Origin of the sequence: Streptococcus sp. HMSC073A12, assembly GCF_001812815.1 — a bacterium.
Classification (GTDB): Bacteria; Bacillota; Bacilli; order Lactobacillales; family Streptococcaceae; genus Streptococcus; species Streptococcus vaginalis.
In genome coordinates, this window is sequence record NZ_KV810550.1 from 24,572 (window position 1) to 24,913 (window position 342).

3 tRNA genes are annotated in these 342 nt (G+C 50.0%); all 3 read right to left on the minus strand.

The annotated features are described in order from the left end of the window. Positions 1-46: 46 nt before the first annotated feature. Positions 47-119 (minus strand) — tRNA-His (locus tag HMPREF2876_RS07555). A 15-nt stretch (positions 120-134) separates the two neighbouring features. Next, a tRNA-Trp gene (locus tag HMPREF2876_RS07560) sits at positions 135-205 on the minus strand. A 7-nt stretch (positions 206-212) separates the two neighbouring features. Beyond that, positions 213-293 (minus strand) — tRNA-Tyr (locus HMPREF2876_RS07565). Between the last annotated feature and the right edge of the window lie 49 nt (positions 294-342).

Consider the following 342-nt stretch of genomic DNA (forward strand, 5'->3'; position numbering starts at 1 on the left):
AAGTCCCTTGCCTTACCGCTTGGCTATACCCCAATAATATAAAATAGGCGAGTGATGGGGATCGAACCCACGCATGCCAGAGCCACAATCTGGTGTGTTAACCACTTCACCACACCCGCCATATTCACAATAAACACGGGCAGTAGGAATTGAACCCACACTGAAGGTTTTGGAGACCTTAGTTCTACCTTTAAACTATGCCCGTAAAGGTATGGAAGGGGAGGGATTCGAACCCCCGAACCCGAAGGAGCGGATTTACAGTCCGCCGCGTTTAGCCTCTTCGCTACCCTTCCTGATATTAAACTAATATGGCGCGAGACGGAATCGAACCGCCGACACATG